At 59.5% G+C, this 19,077-nt stretch carries 15 protein-coding genes; 1 reads left to right on the top strand and 14 read right to left on the bottom strand.

Annotation, left to right across the window (positions count from 1 at the left end):
- Positions 1 to 6: 6 nt before the first annotated feature.
- The 9 genes from rplB to rpsL all read right to left on the bottom strand — a co-directional run bounded on the left by rplB (position 7) and on the right by rpsL (position 7,379).
- Positions 7 to 843 carry a 50S ribosomal protein L2 gene (gene rplB, locus HGP16_RS25730; protein ID WP_168842814.1) on the bottom strand — a complete coding sequence of 279 codons (837 nt, stop codon included), beginning with the start codon at positions 841 to 843 and terminating at the stop codon, positions 7 to 9.
- A gap of 11 nt (positions 844 to 854) precedes the next feature.
- A complete protein-coding gene (locus HGP16_RS25725; RefSeq protein WP_015339600.1) occupies positions 855 to 1,148 on the bottom strand; it encodes a 50S ribosomal protein L23 in 294 nt (97 codons plus the stop codon).
- The gene (gene rplD, locus HGP16_RS25720; RefSeq protein ID WP_168842813.1) at positions 1,145 to 1,765 is read right to left on the bottom strand and encodes a 50S ribosomal protein L4; all 621 of its coding nucleotides are present in this window, start codon (positions 1,763 to 1,765) and stop codon (positions 1,145 to 1,147) included. The genes HGP16_RS25725 and rplD overlap by 4 nt, the downstream gene beginning before the upstream one ends.
- Before the next feature lie 13 nt (positions 1,766 to 1,778).
- On the bottom strand, positions 1,779 to 2,420 hold the full coding sequence (gene rplC / locus HGP16_RS25715; RefSeq protein WP_028753974.1) for a 50S ribosomal protein L3: 642 nt from the start codon (positions 2,418 to 2,420) through the stop codon (positions 1,779 to 1,781).
- 37 nt (positions 2,421 to 2,457) lie between these two features.
- Positions 2,458 to 2,766 carry a 30S ribosomal protein S10 gene (rpsJ, locus tag HGP16_RS25710; RefSeq protein WP_003547547.1) on the bottom strand — a complete coding sequence of 103 codons (309 nt, stop codon included), beginning with the start codon at positions 2,764 to 2,766 and terminating at the stop codon, positions 2,458 to 2,460.
- A gap of 318 nt (positions 2,767 to 3,084) precedes the next feature.
- Complete coding sequence (gene tuf / locus HGP16_RS25705; protein ID WP_168842804.1) at positions 3,085 to 4,260, bottom strand: elongation factor Tu; 1,176 nt, start codon at positions 4,258 to 4,260, stop codon at positions 3,085 to 3,087.
- Between the two features lie 67 nt (positions 4,261 to 4,327).
- Complete coding sequence (fusA, locus tag HGP16_RS25700) at positions 4,328 to 6,427, bottom strand: elongation factor G (protein WP_168842812.1); 2,100 nt, start codon at positions 6,425 to 6,427, stop codon at positions 4,328 to 4,330.
- Positions 6,428 to 6,457: 30 nt separating this feature from the next.
- A complete protein-coding gene (gene rpsG, locus HGP16_RS25695) occupies positions 6,458 to 6,928 on the bottom strand; it encodes a 30S ribosomal protein S7 (RefSeq protein ID WP_034513449.1) in 471 nt (156 codons plus the stop codon).
- Positions 6,929 to 7,007: 79 nt separating this feature from the next.
- Complete coding sequence (gene rpsL, locus HGP16_RS25690; RefSeq protein WP_003507760.1) at positions 7,008 to 7,379, bottom strand: 30S ribosomal protein S12; 372 nt, start codon at positions 7,377 to 7,379, stop codon at positions 7,008 to 7,010.
- Positions 7,380 to 7,885: 506 nt separating this feature from the next.
- Between rpsL and HGP16_RS25685 the strand changes: the two genes are divergently transcribed.
- Entirely contained in the window at positions 7,886 to 8,179 is a 294-nt protein-coding gene (locus HGP16_RS25685; protein ID WP_004123433.1) for a hypothetical protein, read from the top strand.
- Positions 8,180 to 8,300: 121 nt separating this feature from the next.
- Here HGP16_RS25685 and rpoC read toward each other — a convergent pair whose 3' ends face one another.
- The 5 genes from rpoC to rplA form a co-directional block, all read right to left on the bottom strand.
- Positions 8,301 to 12,509, bottom strand: coding sequence for a DNA-directed RNA polymerase subunit beta' (gene rpoC, locus HGP16_RS25680; RefSeq protein WP_168842811.1), 4,209 nt, complete (start codon positions 12,507 to 12,509; stop codon positions 8,301 to 8,303).
- Positions 12,510 to 12,683: 174 nt separating this feature from the next.
- Positions 12,684 to 16,826, bottom strand: a complete 4,143-nt coding sequence (gene rpoB / locus HGP16_RS25675; protein ID WP_168842810.1) for a DNA-directed RNA polymerase subunit beta — start codon at positions 16,824 to 16,826, stop codon at positions 12,684 to 12,686.
- A 263-nt stretch (positions 16,827 to 17,089) separates the two neighbouring features.
- Positions 17,090 to 17,470: a 50S ribosomal protein L7/L12 gene (gene rplL / locus HGP16_RS25670; protein ID WP_112803993.1), complete on the bottom strand. Its 381-nt coding sequence runs from the start codon at positions 17,468 to 17,470 to the stop codon at positions 17,090 to 17,092.
- Positions 17,471 to 17,528: 58 nt separating this feature from the next.
- Positions 17,529 to 18,047 carry a 50S ribosomal protein L10 gene (gene rplJ / locus HGP16_RS25665; protein ID WP_004123444.1) on the bottom strand — a complete coding sequence of 173 codons (519 nt, stop codon included), beginning with the start codon at positions 18,045 to 18,047 and terminating at the stop codon, positions 17,529 to 17,531.
- A gap of 331 nt (positions 18,048 to 18,378) precedes the next feature.
- Positions 18,379 to 19,077: a 50S ribosomal protein L1 gene (gene rplA, locus HGP16_RS25660; RefSeq protein WP_168842809.1), complete on the bottom strand. Its 699-nt coding sequence runs from the start codon at positions 19,075 to 19,077 to the stop codon at positions 18,379 to 18,381.

The following is a 19,077-nucleotide window of genomic DNA, read 5'->3' as shown; positions in this document are numbered from 1 at the left end:
CCTCTCTTACTTCTTGCGCTGATGGCGCGAGCGCATGATCATCTTGTCGGTCGACTTGTTCGACCGCGTACGCTTACCCTTGGTCGGCTTGCCCCATGGGGTCACCGGATGGCGACCACCGGAGGTGCGGCCTTCACCACCGCCGTGCGGATGGTCGACCGGGTTCATGACAACGCCGCGGTTATGCGGCTTCTTGCCACGCCAACGCGAACGACCGGCCTTACCGTCGTTGATGTTGCCGTGATCCGGGTTCGAAACCGCACCGATCGAGGCAAGGCAGGTGCCGTGCACGAGGCGCTGTTCGCCTGAGTTCAGACGAAGGATCGCCATACCCTGGTCGCGGCCGACGAGCTGAGCGTAGGAACCGGCGGAGCGAGCGATCTGACCACCCTTGCCCGGCTTCATTTCCACATTGTGGATGATGGAGCCGACCGGGATGAACTGAAGCGGCATGGCGTTGCCAGGCTTCACGTCAACTGCCTTTTCCGAAGCGATGACCTTGTCGCCGGCAGCGAGGCGCTGCGGAGCGAGGATATAGGCCAGTTCGCCGTCCGTGTACTTCACCAGAGCGATGTAAGCGGTACGGTTCGGATCGTATTCGATGCGCTCGACGGTCGCGTCCACGTCGAACTTGCGACGCTTGAAGTCCACCAGGCGATAGGTGCGCTTGTGACCGCCACCCTGGAAACGCACGGTGATGCGGCCGGTGTTGTTGCGGCCGCCCTTAGAGGTCAGGCCTTCCGTCAGCGTCTTGACCGGCTTGCCCTTGTAGAGGGAGGAGCGATCGACGATGACCAGCTGACGCTGGCTCGGGGTCGTCGGATTGAATGTTTTCAATGCCATTTTCTTATTCCTCAGAGACCGGTGGAGACGTCGATCGACTGGCCTTCGGCAAGCGTCACAACAGCCTTCTTCACGTCCTTCTGCTTGCCGACGAGACCCTTGAACCGCTTGGTCTTGCCGAGGCGCAGCAGAGTGTTAACGGCCGTAACCTTGACGCCGAAGAGCGCTTCGACGGCAGCCTTGATTTCAGGCTTCGTCGCGGTCTTGGCAACGTTGAAAACAACCTGGTTGTTGTCCGAAAGTAGCGTGGACTTTTCGGTGATCGCAGGAGAAACGATCACATCGTAATGGCGAAGATCCGTCACTTGAATCGCTCCTCTAGAGCTTCAACTGCAGCCTTGGACAGCACGAGCTTGCCGCGGCGCAGGATGTCGTAAACGTTGATGCCCTGAACCGGCAGAACATCGATGTTCGGAATGTTCTGGGCTGCGAGCTTGAAGTTGCTGTCGAGCTCAGCGCCGCCGATGAACAGAGCGTTCGTCAGGCCGAGCGTCTCGAAAGCGCCAGCGAGTGCCTTGGTCTTGGCTTCGGTTGCGACGAGATTGTCGATGACGATCACGTCTTCAGCCTTGAACTTAGCCGAGAGAGCATGACGCAGGCCGAGGGCGCGAACCTTCTTCGGCAGATCATGTTCATGGCTGCGGGCGACAGGGCCGTGAGCCTTACCACCGCCGCGGAACTGCGGAGCACGAGCCGAATGGTGACGAGCGCGGCCCGTACCCTTCTGCTTGTACATCTTGGCGCCGGTACGCGAAACATCCGCGCGGCCCTTTGCCTGGTGCGTGCCCTGCTGCTTCTTGGCAAGCTGCCAGCGAATGACGCGGGCAAGAATGTCTTCACGCGGCTCAAGGCCGAAAATCGCGTCAGAAAGGGAAACCTTCCCAGCGTCTTTGCCCTCGAGGGTCTTGACGTTCAATTCCATTGGTTTGGCTCCCTTACTTCGCTGCCGACTTGACGGCGTCGCGCACGATGATCCAGGCACCCTTGGAGCCGGGAACCGCGCCCTTGACGAGGATCAGACCGCGATCTTCATCGGTCGAAACCACTTCAAGGTTCTGCGTCGTCACGCGCGTCTGGCCCATGTGACCAGCCATCTTCTTGTTCTTGAACACCTTGCCCGGATCCTGGCGCGAGCCGGTCGAACCGTGCGAGCGGTGCGAAACCGACACACCGTGCGTGGCGCGCAGACCGCCGAAACCGTGGCGCTTGATGGCGCCGGCAAAGCCCTTACCGATCGTCGTGCCGGTCACGTCGACGAGCTGGCCCGCCGTGAAGTGAGCAGCCTTCAGTTCGGTGCCGACTTCGAGCAGGTTGTCGTCCGTAACACGGAATTCAACGAGCTTGGCCTTCGGCTCAACGCTTGCGACGGCGAAATGACCGCGCAGGGCCTTCGTCGTGTTCTTAACCTTAGCCTGGCCGGCACCCAGCTGAACTGCGGTGTAGCCATTCTTTTCAACTGTGCGCTGGGCTACGACCTGGCAGCCATCCAAACGCAATACCGTTACCGGGACATGCTCGCCAGCGTCGTTATAGACGCGGGTCATTCCCACCTTCTGTGCAATCACACCTGAACGCATCGGTTCAATCCTTCTCACTCAGCTCGAGAACCAGGTCTCAGAGCTTGATCTCAACATCGACACCGGCGGCGAGATCGAGCTTCATCAGCGCGTCTACCGTCTGCGGGGTCGGATCAACGATGTCGAGGAGGCGCTTATGCGTGCGCATCTCGAACTGCTCGCGGCTCTTCTTGTCGATGTGCGGGGACCGGTTAACCGTGAACTTCTCGATACGAGTCGGAAGCGGAACGGGGCCCCGGACGCTAGCACCGGTGCGCTTCGCCGTCGACACGATCTCGCGCGTGGAAGCATCGAGAATCCGGTGATCGAACGCCTTCAGGCGAATGCGGATATTTTGGCCGTTCATTCGACGTTATCCTTGTGTTTTGTTATCTCGCGTGCCGCTCAAAAAAGGGCACGGATTGTTCTTTTTCCTAAGGCGGATCACCGGTTTCAAAGATCGAGAGGAACGCCGGCTGCGGCATCCCCATCCACTCTTCAGACCTTTCGGCCCACCTTCATTGTTAATCGCATTGGCCGCTTCGTTATCCGAAGCAGAGCTCAAATCGCGCTCGCGCGCCATTTGCAACATTTCCATGTCATAAGCAAGCGACTACTGCCGCTTGCTTCATATTATTGTCATCGTCCTCGAATCGGCCACTCGGGTGGAGTGGCCGCCTTCGAATTACTCGACGATGGAGGCGACGATGCCTGCGCCGACGGTACGGCCGCCTTCGCGGATGGCGAAGCGAAGCTTTTCTTCCATCGCGATCGGAACGATCAGCTCAACGGCAACGGTGACGTTGTCGCCAGGCATAACCATTTCCGTGCCTTCCGGAAGCGTCACGATGCCGGTCACATCCGTCGTGCGGAAGTAGAACTGCGGACGGTAGTTCGTGAAGAACGGCGTATGACGGCCACCTTCTTCCTTCGTCAGGATGTAGGCTTCGGCCATGAACTTCTTGTGCGGCTTGACAGAGCCAGGCTTGCACAGGATCTGGCCACGCTCGACGCCGTCACGGTTCACACCACGAACCAGCGCGCCGATGTTGTCGCCGGCCTGGCCCTGATCGAGCAGCTTGCGGAACATTTCAACGCCGGTCACCGTCGTCTTCGACGTCGGGCGGATGCCGACGATCTCGACTTCTTCGCCAACCTTGACGATACCGCGCTCGACGCGGCCCGTCACAACCGTACCACGGCCAGAGATCGAGAACACGTCTTCGATCGGCATCAGGAACGGCTGGTCGATCGGACGCTCTGGCGTCGGGATGTAGGCGTCAACCTGAGCCATCAGCTCGCGGATCGCGTCTTCGCCGATCTTCTTGTCCGAATCTTCAAGAGCGGCAAGCGCCGAACCCTTGACGACCGGAATGTCGTCGCCCGGGAAGTCGTAGGACGACAGAAGCTCGCGAACTTCAAGCTCGACCAGCTCGAGAAGCTCAGCGTCGTCAACCTGGTCGACCTTGTTCAGGAACACCACGATCGCCGGAACGCCAACCTGGCGGGCAAGCAGGATGTGCTCGCGCGTCTGCGGCATCGGGCCGTCGGCAGCCGAGCAAACCAGGATCGCGCCGTCCATCTGTGCGGCACCGGTGATCATGTTCTTCACATAGTCGGCGTGGCCGGGGCAGTCGACGTGCGCATAGTGGCGAGCAGGCGTCTCGTACTCGACGTGTGCCGTCGAGATCGTGATGCCGCGTGCCTTTTCTTCCGGTGCGGCGTCGATCTGGTCGTACGCCTTGAACTCGCCGAAGTACTTCGTGATCGCTGCCGTCAAGGACGTCTTGCCGTGGTCAACGTGCCCGATCGTCCCGATGTTAACGTGCGGCTTATTGCGCTCAAACTTACTCTTTGCCATTTTCGGCTCTCCGTTTTTCCTGTCCCCTGGGGGATCAATTCTTGTTATCGGTCAATTGGTATTCCGGTCACTTTTGACCGGAATACTTTGCCTGGATTTCCTGTGCGACGTTCGACGGAACCGGCGCATAATGATCGAAGGTCATCGTGTACTGTGCACGGCCCTGAGACATCGAGCGCAGGTTATCGACGTACTTGAACATGTTCGCCAGCGGGACGTTCGCGTTGATGACAACGGCGATACCGCGGCTTTCCTGGCCCTGGATCTGGCCACGACGCGAGTTCAGGTCACCGATGACGTCGCCGACGTAATCTTCCGGCGTTACGACTTCGACCTTCATCATCGGCTCGAGGAGCTGAGCACCGGCTTCGCGGGCTGCTTCACGGAAGCAAGCGCGGGAAGCGATTTCGAAGGCCAGAACCGACGAGTCAACATCGTGGAAGGCACCGTCGATGAGCGTCGCCTTGACGCCGAGCATCGGGAAGCCAGCCAGCGGGCCCGAAGACAGAACGCTTTCGATACCCTTCTGAACGCCCGGGATGTATTCCTTCGGAACAGAACCGCCGACGATCTTGGACTCGAACTTGAAGTCGTCGCCGTCCGGGTTCGGTTCGAACACGATCTTGACGCGAGCGAACTGACCGGTACCACCCGACTGCTTCTTGTGGGTGTAGTCCTTTTCCGTCTGACGCGTAATGGTTTCGCGGTAAGCAACCTGCGGCGCACCGACGGTCGCTTCAACCTTGAATTCACGACGCATGCGGTCGACGATGATGTCGAGGTGAAGTTCACCCATGCCGGCAATGATCGTCTGGCCAGATTCCTGGTCGGTCTTGACGCGGAAGGACGGATCTTCTGCAGCCAGGCGGTTGAGCGCGAGGCCCATCTTTTCCTGGTCGCCCTTGGTCTTCGGCTCGATCGCGATCTGGATGACCGGCTCGGGGAATTCCATGCGCTCGAGGATAACCGGCTTCAGCGGGTCGCAGAGCGTATCGCCAGTGGTCGTTTCCTTGAGGCCGGCCAGAGCGACGATGTCGCCAGCGAAGGCTTCTTCGATGTCTTCACGCGAGTTGGAGTGCATCTGCAGCATGCGGCCGACGCGCTCGCGCTTGTCCTTGACCGTGTTCATGACCGACGCGCCCTTCTCGAGCTTGCCGGAGTAGATGCGGGCGAAGGTCAGCGAACCGACGAAGGGGTCGTTCATGATCTTGAATGCCAGCATGGACAACGGCTCGCTGTCGTCGGCGTGACGTTCGATTTCGGCTTCCGTCTTGAAGTCGATGCCCTTGATCGCCGGAATGTCGAGCGGCGACGGCAGGTAATCGACGACGGCGTCGAGAAGCGGCTGAACACCCTTGTTCTTGAAGGCGGTGCCGCAGAACATCGGATGGAACTTGACGTCGATCGTGCCGCGACGGACGAGTGCGCGGATCTGATCGTTATCAGGCAGGTTGCCTTCGAGGTAGGCTTCAGTCGCGGCTTCGTCGATCTCGACAACGGTCTCGATCAGCTTTTCGCGGTATTCGGCAGCCTTGGCCTTCATGTCTTCCGGGATTTCAACGACGTCCCACTGAGCGCCGAGCGACTCGTCGCGCCAGATGAGAGCATTCATCTCGATCAGGTCGATGACGCCCTTGAACTCGGTTTCTGCACCGATCGGCAGCTGCATGACAACAGCGGTAGCACCAAGGCGGGTCTTGATCATCTCGACCGAGCGATAGAAATCGGCGCCGGTCTTGTCCATCTTGTTGCAGAAGATCATCCGCGGGACATTGTACTTCTCAGCCTGACGCCAGACGGTTTCCGTCTGCGGCTCAACGCCGGCGTTGGCGTCGAGCAGCGCGATGGCACCGTCGAGAACGCGCAGGGAACGCTCGACTTCGATGGTGAAGTCGACGTGGCCGGGAGTGTCGATGATGTTGAAGCGGCGGGTCTTGCCGTCGCGGCCCTTCCAGTAGGTCGTGGTCGCAGCAGAGGTGATCGTAATGCCACGCTCCTGCTCCTGCTCCATCCAGTCCATCGTGGCCGCACCGTCGTGCACTTCGCCGATCTTGTGCGACTTGCCGGTGTAGTAAAGAATACGCTCGGTGGTCGTGGTCTTGCCGGCGTCGATATGCGCCATGATACCGAAATTGCGGTAGTCTTCGATTTTATATTCGCGAGCCATTGTGGACTGCCTTTCCGAAACCGTTCGGGATTACCAGCGATAATGCGAGAACGCACGGTTGGCATCAGCCATCTTGTGCGTGTCTTCGCGCTTCTTGACGGCGGCGCCGCGGTTGTTGGAGGCATCGAGAAGTTCGCCGCTGAGGCGATCGACCATGGTGGTTTCGTTGCGCTTGCGAGCAGCAGCGATCAGCCAGCGGATGGCCAGAGCCTGACGGCGCTCCGGACGAACATCGACCGGAACCTGGTAGGTAGCACCACCAACACGACGCGAACGAACTTCAACGTGCGGAGCGATGTTATCCAAAGCCTGATGGAACACGCCGAGCGGCTCCTGCTTTGCCTTGCCCTGCACGGCGTCGAATGCGCCGTATACGATGTTTTCAGCCACGGACTTTTTGCCGTCGAGCATGATGGCATTCATGAACTTGGTGACGACCAGATCGCCGAACTTCGGGTCCGGGTTGATCTCGCGCTTTTCTGCTCTGTGACGTCTGGACATGTACTTCTCGTCTCTCAACTATTGGCGGCGCTTCACCACGCGGAGAACCTCGCGCAGCACCGGATTACCTGAAACCGAATTACTTCGGACGCTTCGCACCGTACTTGGAACGGCGCTGCTTGCGGTTCTTGACACCCTGGGTATCGAGAACGCCGCGGATGATGTGATAACGGACACCCGGAAGGTCCTTGACGCGGCCGCCACGGATCATGACGACAGAGTGTTCCTGAAGGTTGTGACCTTCACCGGGAATGTAACCAATGACTTCAAAGCCGTTGGTCAGACGGATCTTTGCGACCTTACGCAGAGCCGAGTTCGGCTTCTTCGGCGTCGTCGTGTAGACGCGGGTGCAAACGCCGCGCTTCTGCGGGTTCTCCTGGAGAGCGGGAACCTTATTACGCTTTACCTGTGCCTGACGAGGCTTGCGGATCAGCTGGTTTACGGTAGGCATTCAACCATCCCTTGTAAATCTATCTCGACACCCTTACGGGCTTCACTTTCGCCGTCACCGGCAACGACACACGTTCGTCTCAATGCGCAAAACGTGGCCCGATCCGCTTTCGCAGATGGACCACAGAAAAGCAGAGGACGCTGTAATAGCGTCTTGCGTGCAGCATTCGTGTCTTCAACGTGCGTTTAGAACCTTGTTTGAGGTGAACTCCAGAGCGCGTCGCTCCGAACAGCCATGCCTCACATGGGTCCCGATGGCGGCGGTACTACTGGTTTCCCGCCGTTTCGTCAAGGCCGGTTAAGAAATTATCTTTGTCACAAAGGCCTGAAAGGCCGGGAAAACCAGCCATTTGAGGCTTTGGATACGGAAATGCCGCCTGTTCGGCAAGATCGACTTTGGTATTTCGTTAAAATCCCTATAAGGAATCACGGAAAGACAATTCCATCCGACGCCCGTGCAACCACAGGGAATCGCCGGGTCGATTCGACACTCCCGAAGGAAGACACATGATTACTGCGCCAGATAACGACAACAATTCCGACGGCCCCATGGTCTTCATCATCATCGGCAAGGGCTATGAAACCGATGGCGGCGAAGGCATCGATCTGCATGTCATGCTGAAGGCACCCGACGACGATACCGCCGTGCGCGAGGCGCTGAACGCGCTTGCCGAGGAAGGCTTCATCGAGGCCGACCTCGACCAGATCGGTCTGCTGACGGACATACCGGATGAGGAGCCGCACGCCTCCGCCTATCAGGGCGCACTCGAAGGCGAAGTCGCGATCATCCGCTTCCGCTGACGCGCCGGCTGTCGCCGCCCTCTGTGGAGGCGACCCGCCCTCGCCTATCGACTTTACACCATGCAAAAAGAAACCGCCCGGATCGCTCCGGGCGGTTTTGATTTTTTCAATGCCGTGCCGCTTACTCGGCCGGAGTGTTCTCGCTTGCGAGATCCTGCAGCATCGGCGTTGCGACGTTGGCACCCGTGCCCTTGCGACGCTCTTCCAGGATGAGCTCGTCGCGCGCCGTGGCGATACGGCGGATCTGCGTCATGGTACCGCCGGTACCGGCCGGGATGAGGCGGCCGACGATGACGTTTTCCTTCAGACCCTGCAGGCCGTCGGTCTTGCCGGCGATTGCAGCTTCGGTCAGCACCTTCGTCGTTTCCTGGAAGGATGCGGCCGAAATGAAGGACGGCGTCTGCAGCGATGCCTTGGTGATGCCGAGCAGAACCGGATCGCCATAAGCGGGCTTCTTGCCTTCTTCGATCAGACGGTCGTTGGCATCGTCCAGCTCGATACGATCGACGTTGTCGCCGACGATGTACTGGCTGTCGCCTGCATCGGTGATCTCCACCTTCTGCAGCATCTGACGGACAATCACTTCGATATGCTTGTCGTTGATGACAACGCCCTGCAAGCGGTAGACTTCCTGGATTTCGTTGACCAGGTAGGAAGCCAGAGCTTCCACGCCCTTGATCGCCAGAATGTCGTGCGGTGCCGGGTTACCGTCGAGGATGTAGTCACCCTTTTCGATATAGTCGCCTTCCTGAAGGTGGAAGGGCTTGCCCTTCGGGATCAGGTATTCGACCGGCTCGACACCGTCTTCCGCCGGCTCGATGATGACGCGACGCTTGTTCTTGTAGTCGCGGCCGAGGCGGATCGTACCATCGATTTCAGCGATGATGGCGTGATCCTTCGGACGACGAGCCTCGAACAATTCGGCAACACGCGGCAGACCACCGGTGATGTCCTTCGTCTTGGCACTTTCCAGCGGCGAACGGGCGAGAACGTCACCCTGCGACACCTTCGTGCCCGGCTCGACGGACAGGATCGCTTCGACAGAGAGCAGGAAGCGGGCTTCACCGCCACGCGACAGCTTGGCAACATTACCGCTAGCGTCCTTGATGACGATCGCCGGCTTGAGATCCGAGCCGCGCGGCGTCGAGCGCCAGTCGATAACCTGACGCTTGGTGATGCCGGTGGACTCGTCGGTCGCTTCGAGAACCGAGAGACCGTCGACAACGTCTTCGAAGTGAACCGTACCGGCCACTTCCGTCATCATCGGACGGGTATAGGGGTCCCATTCCGCCAGACGCTGACCGCGCTTCACCTTGTCGCCTTCGTCGACATAAATCTTGGAGCCGTAGGCGACACGCTGCGAAGAGCGTTCGACACCACGTTCGTCCAGGATCTGAACCGTCATGTTGCGGCCCATGGCAACGAGGTTGCCTTCGGAGTTGCGCAGCATGTTGCGGTTCTTGATCTGGACCGTGCCCTCGTAAGAGGCTTCCAGGAACGACTGGTCGACCACGGTCGCCGTGCCGCCCAAGTGGAAGGTACGCATAGTCAGCTGCGTGCCCGGCTCACCGATCGACTGTGCGGCGATGACGCCGACAGCTTCACCGATGTTGACAGGCGTACCGCGAGCAAGGTCACGGCCGTAGCAGACCGAGCAGACGCCCGTCTGGATTTCGCAGGTCAGCGCCGAACGGATGCGGATCGACTGGATACCAGCCTTCTCGATCTCGATGACATCTGGCTCCAGGATCATCTTGCCGGCGTCGACGATGCGCTCACCCGTGACCGGATGATCGATGTCGTCCAGGGCCGTGCGGCCGAGGATACGGGCACCGAGCGAGGCGACGACCTGACCGGCATCGACGATGGCGGTCATGGTGAGGCCGTTCTCGGTGCCGCAATCGACGTGCGTGACGATGCAATCCTGCGCGACGTCGACGAGACGGCGGGTCAGGTAACCGGAGTTCGCGGTCTTCAAGGCGGTGTCGGCCAGACCCTTACGGGCACCGTGGGTCGAGTTGAAGTACTCGTTAACGGTCAAGCCTTCCTTGAAGTTCGAGATGATCGGCGTCTCGATGATTTCGCCCGACGGCTTGGCCATGAGGCCGCGCATGCCGCCCAGCTGACGCATCTGGTTCGGTGAACCACGAGCACCCGAGTGGCTCATCATGTAGATCGAGTTCATCGGCTTCTGGCGACCGGTCTTTTCGTCGAATTCAACGGCCTTAATGCGGGCCATCATTTCTTCGGCGACCTTTTCCGTGGCCTTGCCCCAGGCGTCCACGACCTTGTTGTACTTCTCGCCCTGGGTGATCAGGCCGTCGTTGTACTGCTGCTCGTATTCCTTCACGAGTGCTTCGGTATCGCCGACGATCTTAACCTTGGTATCCGGGATGACCATGTCGTCCTTGCCGAACGAAATGCCGGCGCGGCAGGCATGAGAGAAGCCAAGCTGCATGATGCGGTCGCAGAAAATGACCGTGTCCTTCTGGCCGCAATGACGGTAGACCGTGTCGATCATCTTGGAGATGTTCTTCTTGGTCATTTCCTGGTTGCAGATGTCGAAGGTCACCTTGCCGTGCTTCGGCAGCAGTTCGCCGATCAACAGGCGGCCAGGCGTCGTCTCATAGATCTTCGAATAGGGCTTGCCCTCTTCGTCGACCGACTTGAAGCGGCCGCGGATCTTGGAGTGCAGCGTCACGACCTTGTTTTCGAGGGCGTGATGCAGCTCGCCGAGATCGGAGAAGGCCATGCCTTCGCCCGGTTCGTTCTGGTTCAGGATCGACAGGTAGTACAGGCCGAGAACCATGTCCTGCGAGGGAACGATGATCGGCGCGCCGTTTGCCGGATGCAGAATGTTGTTGGTCGACATCATCAGCACGCGGGCTTCAAGCTGGGCTTCCAGCGAGAGCGGCACGTGAACAGCCATCTGGTCGCCGTCGAAGTCGGCGTTGAAGGCCGTGCAGACGAGCGGATGCAGCTGGATCGCCTTGCCTTCGACCAGCATGGGTTCGAAGGCCTGGATGCCCAGGCGGTGCAACGTCGGCGCGCGGTTCAGGAGAACCGGATGCTCGCGGATGACCTCGTCGAGGATATCCCACACTTCCGGCTTTTCCTTTTCGACCAGCTTCTTGGCCTGCTTGACGGTCGAGGAATAACCCTTGGCGTCGAGACGGGCGTAGATGAACGGCTTGAACAGCTCGAGCGCCATCTTCTTCGGCAGGCCGCACTGATGCAGCTTCAGCTCCGGACCGGTCACGATGACCGAACGGCCGGAATAGTCGACGCGCTTACCGAGCAGGTTCTGACGGAAGCGGCCCTGCTTGCCCTTGAGCATGTCGGACAGCGACTTCAGCGGGCGCTTGTTAGCGCCGGTGATGACGCGGCCACGGCGGCCGTTGTCGAACAGCGCATCGACAGATTCCTGCAACATGCGCTTTTCGTTGCGGATGATGATGCCCGGAGCGCGCAGTTCGATGAGGCGCTTCAGACGATTGTTACGGTTGATGACGCGGCGATACAGATCGTTCAGATCCGAAGTCGCGAAACGGCCGCCATCGAGCGGAACCAGCGGACGCAGGTCCGGCGGGATGACCGGGACGACCTTCATGATCATCCATTCCGGACGGTTGCCCGATTCCATGAAGTTCTCGACGATCTTCAGGCGCTTCATCAGCTTCTTCTGCTTGAGATCCGACGTGGTGTCGGCAAGCTCGGAACGCAGGTCGCCGGCGATCTTTTCGAGGTTCATGCTGGCCAGCATCTCGTAGATCGCTTCAGCGCCGATCATGGCGGTGAACTGGTCTTCGCCATACTCGTCGACGGCGAGCATGTACTCTTCTTCCGAGAGAAGCTGGTGCTCCTTGAGGGCGGTCAGGCCCGGCTCGGTGACGATATAGTTTTCGAAGTAGAGAACGCGCTCGACATCCTTCAGCGTCATGTCGAGCAGTGTCGAAATACGCGAAGGCAGCGACTTCAGGAACCAGATGTGGGCAACGGGAGCGGCGAGCTCGATATGGCCCATGCGCTCACGGCGAACGCGCGACAGCGTGACTTCGACGCCGCACTTTTCGCAGATGATGCCCTTGTACTTCATGCGCTTGTACTTGCCGCACAGGCACTCGTAGTCCTTGATCGGCCCGAAGATGCGCGCGCAGAAGAGACCATCGCGTTCTGGCTTGAACGTACGATAGTTGATCGTCTCCGGCTTCTTGATCTCGCCATAAGACCAGGAAAGAATCTTCTCCGGCGACGCAATCGAAATCCGGATGGAATCGAAATTCTGCGCAGGCATCTGCGGATTGAAAAGATTCATGACCTCTTGGTTCATGCCTATCTCCTTTAGGGGCGAAACGCCCTCGAATTGCGAACAGTGCCGGCAAATCCCGGGAGCCGGCCTGACGCTTTAAAACCGCCTTGCGGCGCCATGCATCCGAAGGGACGTCGACGGCGCTGCAATATTCCAACGGTGCGCGCTGACCAACAGCGCGCACCCGACAGGTTATTACTCGGCTGCGTCCGGAAGCTGGCTTGCCGTCTGCAGATCGTCGACCTTGGAATTTTCCAGTTCGACGCTGAGGCCCAGCGAGCGCATTTCCTTGACGAGAACGTTGAAGCTTTCCGGAATGCCCGCCTCGAAGGTGTCGTCGCCACGAACGATGGCTTCGTAGACCTTGGTGCGGCCGGCCACGTCGTCCGACTTGACCGTGAGCATTTCCTGCAGCGTGTAGGCTGCACCGTAAGCTTCCAGCGCCCAGACTTCCATTTCGCCGAAGCGCTGACCGCCGAACTGCGCCTTACCGCCCAGCGGCTGCTGGGTAACGAGCGAGTACGGACCGATCGAACGGGCGTGGATCTTGTCGTCGACAAGGTGGTTCAGCTTCAGCATGTAGATGTAGCCAACCGTGACCTGGCGGTCGAACTGCTCGCCGGTACGACCGTCATACAGCGTCGACTGACCCGTCTGCTTGAGACCTGCCATTTCCAGCATCTCGTTGACGTCTGCTTCGCCGGCGCCATCGAAGACCGGGGTCGCGATGGACACGCCACGCTTCCACTGGTCTGCCAGACGCAGAACCGACGCATCGTCATACTCGTGCACGTCGTCGCTCTTCGGACCGTCACCGACGACCATGTCGATCGTCTTGCGCAGAGGCTCGATGTTGCCACTTGCCTTGTAGGCTTCGATCAGCTCACCGATCTGGCGACCCATGCCGGCGCAAGCCCAGCCAAGGTGCGTTTCGAGAATCTGACCAACGTTCATGCGCGAGGGAACGCCCAGCGGGTTCAGCACGATATCGACATGCGTGCCGTCTTCCAGGAACGGCATGTCTTCAACCGGAACAATGCGCGAGACCACGCCCTTGTTCCCGTGACGGCCGGCCATCTTGTCGCCCGGCTGGATCTTGCGCTTCACCGCAACGAAGACCTTGACCATCTTCATGACGCCCGGAGGCATTTCGTCGCCGCGCTGGACCTTCTCGACCTTGTCCATGAAGCGCTGTTCAAGACGCGACTTGGATTCGTCGTACTGGCCACGCAGGGCTTCGAGTTCGCCCTGGATCTTCTCGTCTTCGACGGCGAACATCCACCACTGCGAACGGGGATACTCCGAAACGACGGCGTTCGACAGCTCGGTGCCCTTCTTGAAGCCCTTCGGACCAGCAAGAGCGACCTGACCACGCAGCATCTCGACCAGGCGGCCGTAGACGTTACGGTCGAGGATCGCCTGCTCGTCGTCGCGGTCCTTGGCGAGACGCTCGATTTCCTCGCGCTCGATCGCCATAGCACGTTCGTCTTTTTCGACGCCGTGGCGGTTGAAAACGCGAACTTCGACGACCGTACCGTAGGTGCCGGGCGGCATGCGCATGGAGGTGTCGCGAACGTCGGACGCCTTTTCACCGAAGATGGCGCGCAGGAGCTTTTCTTCCGGCGTCATCGGGCTTTCGCCCTTCGGCGTGATCTTGCCAACGAGGATGTCGCCCGGCTGAACTTCAGCGCCGATGTAAACGATGCCTGCTTCGTCCAGGTTCTTCAGCGCTTCTTCCGAAACGTTCGGAATATCGCGGGTGATTTCTTCCGGACCGAGCTTGGTGTCACGCGCCATCACTTCGAATTCTTCGATGTGAATGGAGGTGAACACATCGTCGGCAACGATACGCTCGGAGAGCAGGATCGAGTCTTCGTAGTTGTAGCCGTTCCACGGCATGAACGCGACGAGCACGTTACGGCCGAGCGCGAGATCGCCGAGGTCCGTCGACGGGCCGTCCGCCAGGATGTCGCCCCGGTTGACTACGTCACCGACGGTAACCAGCGGACGCTGGTTGACGCAGGTGTTCTGGTTCGAACGCTGGAACTTCATCAGGCGATAGATATCGACGCCGGACTTCGACGGATCGAGGTCTTCGGTGGCGCGGATAACGATACGCGTTGCGTCGACCTGGTCGACCACGCCGCCGCGGCGGGCGCCGATGGCAGCACCAGAGTCACGCGCGACGACCGGCTCCATGCCTGTGCCGACGAACGGGGCTTCGGCACGCAGAAGCGGCACGGCCTGACGCTGCATGTTCGAGCCCATGAGAGCGCGGTTGGCGTCGTCGTTTTCCAGGAACGGGATCAGAGCGGCTGCGACCGAAACGAGCTGCTTCGGCGAGACGTCCATCAGGTTGATGTTGTCGCGCGGAGCGAGCATGACTTCGCCGGCATGACGGCAAACGACGAATTCTTCGATGAAGGAGCCGTCGGTGTCGAGCTCGGCGTTGGCCTGAGCAACGTAGTACTTCGCCTCTTCCATCGCGGAGAGGTAGAGCACGTCGTTGGTCACCTTACCGTCGATGATGCGGCGATAAGGGCTTTCGATGAAGCCGTACTTGTTGACGCGGGCAAAGGTCGCCAGCGAGTTGATCAGACCGATGTTCGGGCCTTCCGGCGTTTCGATCGGGCAAATACGACCGTAGTGCGTCGGATGCACGTCGCGGACTTCGAAGCCGGCGCGCTCGCGGGTCAGACCGCCCGGGCCAAGAGCCGAAAGACGGCGCTTGTGGGTGATTTCCGAAAGCGGATTCACCTGGTCCATGAACTGCGACAGCTGCGAGGAGCCGAAGAATTCGCGCACGGCGGCGGCGGCCGGCTTGGCGTTGATCAAATCCTGCGGCATGACCGTGTCGATTTCGATCGAGGACATACGTTCCTTGATCGCACGCTCCATGCGCAGCAGGCCCAGACGATACTGGTTTTCCATCAGCTCGCCGACCGAACGGACGCGGCGGTTGCCGAGGTTGTCGATGTCGTCGATCTCGCCCTTGCCGTCACGCAGCTCAACCAGCATCTTGACCACGGCCAGGATGTCGTCCTTGCGCAGGGTGCGAACGGTATCTTCGACGTCGAGATCGAGGCGCATGTTCATCTTCACGCGGCCGACGGCGGAGAGGTCGTAACGCTCCGCATCGAAGAACAGCGAATTGAACATGGCTTCGCCCGACTCCATAGTCGGCGGCTCACCCGGACGCATTACGCGGTAGATGTCGAACAGAGCGTCCTGACGGTTCTCGTTCTTGTCCGCAGACAGCGTGTTGCGGATGTAGGCGCCGACGTTGATGTGGTCGATGCCGAGAATCGGGATTTCGTCGAAGCCAGCCTTCAGAATGACCGGCAGGGTCTTTTCGTCGATTTCGTCGCCGGCTTCAAGATAGATCTCACCGGTCTGGACGTTGACGATGTCTTCCGCCAGGAAGAGGCCGTAAAGCTCTTCGTCCGTCGCCTTGAGGGCCTTGAGGCCCTTGTCCTGCAGCTGACGCAGCAGGCGCGGGGTGAGCTTCTTGCCGCCTTCGACCACGACTTCGCCGGTGTCGGCGTCGATCATGTCGGTAACGGTCTTGGCGCCCTTCAGCGTTTCCGCCTTGAAGGGAATGCGCCAGCCATCGCCGGAGCGCTCGTAGAGCGACTTTGTGTAGAAGGTCGACAGGATTTCTTCGCCGTCCATGCCGAGGGCCATAAGGAGCGACGTCACCGGAATCTTGCGGCGACGGTCGATACGGGCATAGACGATGTCCTTGGCGTCGAATTCGATGTCGAGCCAGGAACCGCGATACGGGATGACGCGCGCGGCGAAGAGCAGCTTGCCGGACGAATGGCTCTTGCCCTTGTCGTGATCGAAGAAGACGCCCGGCGAACGGTGCATCTGGGACACGATAACGCGTTCGGTGCCGTTCACGACGAACGTACCGTTGTTCGTCATGAGCGGCATATCGCCCATGTAGACGCTTTGTTCCTTGATGTCCTTGATGGACTTCGCGCCCGTATCCTCGTCGATATCGAACACGATCAGACGGAGGGTCACCTTCAGCGGCGCGGCATAGGTCAGGTCGCGCTGGCGGCACTCATCGACGTCGAACTTCGGCGGCTCGAACTCATAGGAAACGAACTCCAGCATGGAAGCGCCGGAGAAATCGGTAATCGGGAAAACCGACTTGAAGACAGCCTGAAGACCTTCGTCCGGGCGGCCGCCCTTCGGTTCTTCGACCATGAGAAACTGATCGTAGGACGCCTTTTGAACCTCGATGAGGTTCGGCATCTCTGCGACTTCGGGAATCTTACCAAAAAACTTGCGTACGCGCCTGCGACCGTTGAACGAAAGGGTCTGAGCCATCGTCGCTCCTTTAAAATCCTGCACCCGGGCCTGCAACGGATGGGAATCGCTGGCCAGGCGACCCCATCAATCAATGAGTAATTCAATCTCGTCTATTTAACCGAAAACCGCTCAGCCGGATTGCGTCGCGGTTCGGTTTGAGACCATCCTCTTGAAGAACCCATTACCCAAAAGCCGTTTTGCCCGCGGCTTTTGGGTAATTCGTTCAGAAAAACGGCGAATGGGAGGCGGCAAAAAGCCACCTCCCAAAAGCAGTTTCAAGCTTACTTAACGTCGACCTTAGCGCCGGCGTCTTCGAGCTTCTTCTTGATGTCAGCGGCTTCAGCCTTGGAAACGGCTTCCTTGACAGCCTTCGGAGCGGCTTCAACGAGGTCCTTGGCTTCCTTGAGGCCCAGGCCGGTGATGGCGCGGACTTCCTTGATGACGTTGATCTTGTTCGCGCCGGCATCCGTGAGGATGACGTCGAACTCGGTCTTTTCTTCTTCAACGGCAGCAGCAGCGCCAGCACCACCGGCAACGGCAGCAACAGCTACCGGAGCAGCGGCGGAAACGCCCCACTTTTCTTCGAGAAGCTTGGACAGTTCTGCGGCTTCGAGAACGGTCAGCGAGGAGAGGTCGTCTACGATCTTTGCGAGATCAGCCATTTTTGTAGTTCCTTTTGTTCGGTTCGAACTGGTTGGTTATGAACAGCGAAAAACCGCCTTACGCGGCTTCGTCCTTCTTGGCGTAAGCCGAGAACACGCGAGCAAGCTGACTTGCCGGCGCTGCAACAACACCTGCGATGCGGGTAGCCGGAGTCTGGATCATGCCCAGCAGCTTCGCGCGCAGCTCGTCCAGCGAAGGCAGGGTCGCGAGCGACTTTACACCTTCGGCGTTGAGCGTTGTTGTTCCCATGGCGCCGCCCAGAACAACGATCTTATCGTTGCCCTTGGCGAAATCCACGACGACCTTCGGAGCGGTAATCGGATCAGTGCTGTATGCGATCAGCGTCTGACCGGTGAAGAGATTGGAAATCCCTTCCGCATCCGTGCCCTGAAGAGCAATTTTGGCCAGGCGGTTCTTCGCGACTTTGACGGTGCCGCCAGCAGCGCGCATCTTGGAACGAAAATCGTTCATCTGAGCGACTGTAGCACCAGCATAGTGGGCCACGACAACCGAACCCGAAGCCTTGAAGACTTCGTTCAGTTCCGTGACGAATTCGCGTTTTTCCGCTCTTTCCACTGCTTTTCTCCAGTTGACAGGACCGGGTTAACGGGCCTGCCGGGTTGCCTTTTGCCTCCTGGGATCAATGTAGATCCCAAGCGACGCTTGAGGATCCTGTCCCCTCGCGCTCGAGCCGAACGGCTCCAAGGCACAAGGCATCCAAGGCTCGAACCGAGTTCATCGAAGCGATGCTTCTTCAAAATTCGGGTCTTACCCGTCTCATGCAGGCTTAAGTGATTAAGGGATAACCACCTGCAATCTCGGACAGGAATTCCGGATTTCTCCGGAAATCCCGGCCCCGAAAGGCCGGGAATTCTTAAAAGCCGGACTTACCGCCCGGCAAAACCAATCAGGCGACCGGCGCCGTGACGGAGGACAGCTCGATCTTGACGCCCGGACCCATGGTCGAGGAGATCGCTACGCGCTTGACGTAGTTGCCCTTGGCGCCAGCCGGCTTCGCCTTGATGACGGCGTCGGCGAAGGCGCGGATGTTTTCTTCCAGAGCCTTGGCGTCGAAGGAAGCCTTGCCGATACCGGCATGGACGATACCAGCCTTCTCGACACGGAACTCGACGGCGCCGCCCTTGGATGCCTCAACGGCAGACTTGACGTCCATCGTAACGGTACCGACCTTCGGGTTCGGCATCATGCCGCGCGGGCCGAGAACCTTACCGAGGCGGCCGACGAGCGGCATCATGTCCGGGGTGGCGATGCAGCGATCGAAATCGATCTTGCCGCCCTGAACGATTTCGACCAGGTCTTCGGCGCCGACGATGTCTGCGCCGGCAGCCTTGGCTTCGTCAGCCTTGGCGCCGCGAGCGAAGACGGCAACACGAACCGTACGGCCGGTGCCGTTCGGCAGGTTGACGACGCCGCGAACCATCTGGTCGGCGTGACGCGGGTCAACACCGAGGTTCATCGAGATTTCGACGGTTTCGTCGAACTTGGCGATGGCACGTTCCTTGACCATGCCGATGGCCAGATCCAGAGCGTAGAGCTTGGTCGGATCGACGCCTTCACGAATCTTCTGAATACGCTTAGCTACCAT

The sequence above is a fragment of the Rhizobium sp. P40RR-XXII genome, from assembly GCF_012641405.1.
Lineage (GTDB): Bacteria > Pseudomonadota > Alphaproteobacteria > Rhizobiales > Rhizobiaceae > Rhizobium.
This window is presented reverse-complemented; position numbering and strand designations above follow the sequence as displayed.